2 protein-coding genes are annotated in these 1,495 nt (G+C 54.2%); one reads left to right on the top strand and one right to left on the bottom strand.

What is annotated here, in order from left to right:
* A partial coding sequence (locus ACXRVY_RS28685; protein WP_458238913.1) for a LysR family transcriptional regulator occupies nt 1–280 on the bottom strand: 280 nt, incomplete at its 3' end.
* Nucleotides 281–511: 231 nt separating this feature from the next.
* Here ACXRVY_RS28685 and ACXRVY_RS28680 point away from each other — a divergent pair.
* Nucleotides 512–1,495: dicarboxylate/amino acid:cation symporter (locus ACXRVY_RS28680; RefSeq protein WP_458238912.1), on the top strand; the 984-nt coding region annotated here is incomplete at its 3' end.

Here is a 1,495-nt window from a genome sequence, read left to right as displayed (position 1 = left end):
GGATGGATCGCCCTGGCATCCGCTCTACCTCGCGAAGGCTTGAGCGCAGCCTCATTAATCCCGCCAATGCCTCACGGCTTTCTTCACAAAATGTGCGGCCAGCAGAGGTCAGTTGGACAGGATAGGTGCCACGATCCACCAACTCCGCACCTACCCATTCTTCAAGAGACTTTATACGCCTCGACAAAGCCGACTGGGTCACACAGCGAACCTCCGCAGCCCGAGAAAAATTCTTCCACTCCGCGACCGCCAGAAGATCATCCAGCCATTTGATTTGCATACCGACACCTCATGTCCCGAATGAGCAGTTTACTGCGCCCCAGCGAGGAAGAAGCAGCAGTTTCGAAAACTATTCTAAAAGCGCATGAGGCTATCGGGATTACTCATCACGCCCTTCCAGGCCCGACCCTAGAATCGAAAACGTTGGTGCGAGGCCACAGAGCTTCGACCGAATGACACTTGTCTCCTGCCAAGTAAAAAAAAAGCAAAAAAACCACTTGAGGAAAGCTCCGTGAAGAAAAATAAACTTCCGCGTCGGATCGCAATTGGCATCGCCTTGGGCGTGCTTGTCGGATGGGCGTGCCACCATTTCGCAGGGAGCGAACAAAGCGCCAAAGAGATCGCGTCTTACTTCTCGATGGTCACCGACATATTTTTACGCATGATCAAGATGATCATCGCGCCCCTGGTATTCGCGACGCTGGTCGGTGGCATTGCCAGCATGGGAAATTCCCGCTCCGTTGGACGCATTGGCCTGCGAGCCATGGCCTGGTTCGTCACCGCATCGGTAATCTCGCTGGCAATCGGCATGGGACTGGTCAACCTGTTCCAGCCCGGTGCGGGACTGAACATGGAGGTCGTCCAGCATGCGGCAAGCCCCGTGGTGAACACCGGGGATTTCAGCCTCAAGGTTTTCATCAGTCACGTGTTTCCCCGCAGCATTGCTGAAGCAATGGCCAACAACGAAATCCTGCAAATCGTGGTGTTCTCGTTGTTCTTCGGATTTGCCCTCGCAGGTGTGAAGCGAGCGGGTTACACAACGATTGTCGATGGCATCGAAGAGCTGGCCAAGGTGATGTTCAAGGTCACGGACTTCGTCATGGCTTTCGCACCAATTGGAGTTTTCGCAGCCATCGCATCGGCGATCACTACTCAAGGTCTTGGCTTGATAGTCGATTACGGAAAGCTGATTGCCGAGTTCTACCTGGGCATTGTGATTCTGTGGTGCGTGTTGTTCGCTGCCGGCTACCTGTTCCTCGGCCGCTCGGTGTTTACCTTGGGCAAGCTCATCCGCGAACCTGTTCTGTTGGCATTCTCGACTGCCAGTAGCGAGTCCGCCTATCCGAAAACCATGGAGGCACTGGAGAAATTTGGTGCGCCGAAGCGCGTATCCAGCTTCGTTCTACCGTTGGGGTACTCATTCAACCTTGATGGCTCGATGATGTATCAAGCGTTCGCCATCATGTTCATTGCTCAGGCCTACAACGTCGACCTG

The sequence above is a fragment of the Pseudomonas sp. P5_A2_2 genome (assembly GCF_054177685.1).
Note: the sequence above shows the minus strand (reverse complement) of the source record. Positions and strands in the feature narration are given on the sequence as shown.